Below are 3564 nucleotides of genomic sequence, written 5' to 3'. Positions count from 1 at the left end.
CACATCACGGGCGGCGGCATCTCCGAGAACCTGGACCGCGCGCTGCCGAAGACCTGCGACGCCGAGGTGGACCTGGGCACGTGGCCCGTGCCTCCCATCGCGAGGTTCGTGTGCGGCGCCGCGCACCTCGACGAGGCTGAGGCGCTGAAGACGTTCAACATGGGCTTGGGCATGGTCTTGATCGTCGACCCCGCTCGCGCCGGCGAGGTGGAGGCCGCCCTGGCCGAGGCCGGCGAGGCCACGTACCGCGTGGGCCGCATCGTAGCCGGCGAGGGCGCAGTGCGCTACGCGAACGACGGCGAGCTCTACGGGTACGACGCCGGCGCGGAGGCGTAGGGCCATGGTCGAACCGCTTAAGATCGGGGTGCTGCTCTCGGGGAGCGGCACGAACTTGCAGGCTATCATCGATGCGGCGGGCGAGGGGCTGCCGGTGGACATCGTGCGGGTGGTGTCGTCGCGGCCGGACGCGTACGGTATCGAGCGGGCGCGCGCGGCGGGCATCCCCGCAACCGTGCTCAACCGCGGCGTGTACGCCGACCCCGAGGCGGCCGACGCGCGCATCGTGGCGGAGCTGCGAGAGGCGGGGGCGGAATACGTGGTCATGGCGGGCTACATGCGCAAGGTGACGCCGGTCATGCTCGAAGCGTTTCCCGACCGCGTGCTCAACCTGCATCCAGCCCTGCTGCCGTCCTTCAAGGGCGCGCATGCCATCGCCGACGCATACGACGCGGGCGTGAAGGTGACGGGCATCACCGTCCACTTCGCGAACGAGGACTACGACAAGGGCCCCATCGTGGCGCAGCGCGCCGTGGAGGTGCGCGAGGACGATACGCTGGAGGCGCTCGAGGCGCGCATCCACGAGGTCGAGCACGTGCTGTACCCCGAGGTGCTGCGCCTCGTGGCCGAAGGCCGCGTGAGCGTGGGCGAGGACCGCAAGGTGCATATCGCCCCTGCCTGACGTTCGGGCCCCTGACTGGTCGCGCGAAAGGCGCGTCCGGCGCGCAGGGCCCCTCTTCCGGCGCGCGGGAGGGGCGTGCGTATTCGACCACGTCTCGCGCGCAGCTTGCAACCGTGCTTGTCGACCGTAAGGAGCCCTGCCCATGAACAAGGAAACGCTGCAAAGCATCGTCGACGACCTGCGGGCGGGGCGTACGCCCCGGCTCTCGCCCGAGGACTTCCCGTGCTTCTCGGCCGAGGCGCTCGAGGGCAACCAACACGTGGACCCGTCGTACCTTGACGTGGTCGCCGCGAGCTTGACCACGGCCGACGTCCCCACCTTCGAGTGCGCCCTGCGCGCGATGGACGAGGGCGACCTCGCCTGGCTCGGCTTCAAGGTGGTCTACGATGCCGCCGAGGCGCAGGCCAACACCGACAACGAGGTGACGAAGAAGTACGGCGAGACGGGCTCCGCCGACGGCGAGCCGCTCGTGTTCTTCTGCAACGACGCGAAGGAGATCGTCGCATCGCGGCCGTTCAGCCCGCGCGACACGTTCCAGATGAAGGACGCCACGCGCGGCCCCTCGATGCACAACGAGCAGTTCGAGGGCCTCACCTGGCTCTCCGTGCCGCTGTTCGAACAGGTTCGCGTGTGGCTGCTGGGCGCGTCGGATGCCGCGAGCGAGGTGGCGGCGCTCGCCGACCACGTGGGCTTCGCCGTGTGCGTGGTGGACTACGATCCTGCATACGTGAGCGAGGCGCGCTTTCCGCGGGCGCGGCGCATCGTGCTCGACGGCGGGAACTTTGACGGCCTGGCCGAGCTGGCCTGCGCGCCGGAGGACTACGTGTGCGTGCTCACGCGCGGCCATATGTTCGACCCCGAGGGCTGCGTGTGGGCCACCGGGCATCACGCGCACTACGTGGGCATGATGGGCTGCGCGGGCAAGAACGATCGCGTGCACGAGCTGGTGTTGGCCGCCGGTGCCACCGAGGAGGACTGGGCGCGCGTCAAGCGTCCCATCGGCCTCAAGTTCGGGGCGAAGACGCCCGCCGAATTGGCCATCGCCATCGTTGCCGAACTGGTGGACGTGCGCTACCGGCAGCGCTACAGTGATGAGGCGCGCGAGCGCCACGAGAAGAGTTTGGGTCGCTAAGCCGGCCCCGATCAGCCTGTTTCCCGTCGCGGATCGGCGGGTTCACCATAGCAGGAGTCAACCAGAAAGGATGTAAGACCATATGAGCGATCCTAAGATCAAGCGCGTGCTCGTGTCCGTGACGGACAAGACGGGCGTGGCGGACTTCGCCCGCGCGCTCGTGAACGAGTTCGGGGCGGAGATCATCTCCACGGGCGGCACGGCCCGCGCCCTGAAGGACGCCGGCGTGCCCGTCACGCCCATCGACGACGTGACGCAGTTCCCCGAGATGATGGACGGCCGCGTGAAGACGCTGCACCCGCGCGTGCACGGCGGCCTCTTGGCCAAGCGCGACAACGAGGCCCACATGGCCCAGGCGGCCGAGCACGGCATCGAGATGATCGATATGGTGGTGGTGAACCTCTACGCCTTCGAGAAGACGGTGGCCGGCGGGGCCGACTTCGGCACCTGCATCGAGAACATCGACATCGGCGGCCCGTCGATGCTGCGCTCCGCGGCGAAGAACTTCGAGAGCGTGGCCGTGGTCACGCGCCCCGAGAGCTACGACGCCATCCTGGCCGAGATGCGCGCCAACGACGGCGCCACGCTGCGCGACACGCGCGCCAAGCTGGCCCTCGACGTGTTCCAGACCACGGCGGCCTACGACGGCGCCATCGCCGCGTGGATGGGCGCCCAGCTGGAGGGCGAGGGTTCCGCGCAGTTCCCGGCCGAGCGCACGCTGCGCCTGCAGAAGGTGCAGGACCTGCGCTACGGCGAGAACCCGCACCAGGCGGCCGCGTTCTACCGTCGCGACGGCTACGTGAACGCCGAGCACTCCCTTGCCCATGCCAAGCAGCACCAGGGCAAGGAGCTGTCGTACAACAACTATCTCGACCTCGACGCCGCCTGGACGGCCGTGCGCGAGTTCGACGAGCCGGCCTGCGTCATCGTGAAGCACCTCACGCCCTGCGGCGTGTGCCAGGACGACGACCTCGTGGCCGCCTACCAGCGCGCGCACGCGTGCGACCCGGTGAGCGCCTACGGCGGCGTCATGGCGTTCAACCGTCCCGTGACGAGCGACGTCGTGGTGGCCATCTTCGACAACAAGCAGTTCGTGGAGGCCATCATCGCGCCCGAGTTCGCGGGCGACGCGCTGGACATGTACAGCGCCAAGAAGAACGCGCGCCTGCTGTCCACGGGCGGCGTGAACCCGGCCGGCGGCGAGGTGGAGTATCGCTCCGTCGAAGGCGGCCTCCTGTGCCAGGACTCCGACGCCGTGGCCGAGGACCCCGCGGCGTTCACCGTGCCCACGAAGCGCCAGCCCACCGACGAGGAGATGGCCGAGCTTCTGTTCGCATGGAAGGTGTGCAAGTCCATCAAGTCCAACGCCATCGCCATCACGAAGGGCCACGCTACCATCGGCGTGGGCGGCGGCCAGCCGAACCGCGTGAACTCCGCGCGCATCGCCGTGGAGCAGGCGGGCGATGCTGCGCAG

The 3564-nt window shown here is 69.3% G+C and carries 4 protein-coding genes; all 4 read left to right on the top strand.

The window, feature by feature from the left end; genetic code table 11:
* A partial coding sequence (locus GPA_RS16835) for an AIR synthase-related protein (RefSeq protein ID WP_269446289.1) occupies positions 1 to 336 on the top strand: 336 nt, incomplete at its 5' end.
* Positions 337 to 340: 4 nt separating this feature from the next.
* Entirely contained in the window at positions 341 to 958 is a 618-nt protein-coding gene (purN, locus tag GPA_RS09490; protein ID WP_015539733.1) for a phosphoribosylglycinamide formyltransferase, read from the top strand.
* A gap of 142 nt (positions 959 to 1100) precedes the next feature.
* Complete coding sequence (locus GPA_RS09485; RefSeq protein WP_015539732.1) at positions 1101 to 2090, top strand: XdhC family protein; 990 nt, start codon at positions 1101 to 1103, stop codon at positions 2088 to 2090.
* An 82-nt stretch (positions 2091 to 2172) separates the two neighbouring features.
* Positions 2173 to 3564: bifunctional phosphoribosylaminoimidazolecarboxamide formyltransferase/IMP cyclohydrolase (gene purH, locus GPA_RS09480; protein WP_041239403.1), on the top strand; the 1392-nt coding region annotated here is incomplete at its 3' end.

The organism is Gordonibacter pamelaeae 7-10-1-b (assembly GCF_000210055.1).
Taxonomy (GTDB): Bacteria; Actinomycetota; Coriobacteriia; order Coriobacteriales; family Eggerthellaceae; genus Gordonibacter; species Gordonibacter pamelaeae.
The sequence above is the reverse complement of the archived record's forward strand: the minus strand, read 5'-3'. Positions and strand labels throughout refer to the sequence as shown.

Bases quoted from the DNA above. Each gene is read 5' to 3' on its own strand.
- purN (WP_015539733.1), top strand. From the start codon at position 341: ATGGTCGAACCGCTTAAGATCGGGGTGCTGCTCTCGGGGAGCGGCACG.
- GPA_RS09485 (WP_015539732.1), top strand. From the start codon at position 1,101: ATGAACAAGGAAACGCTGCAAAGCATCGTCGACGACCTGCGGGCGGGG.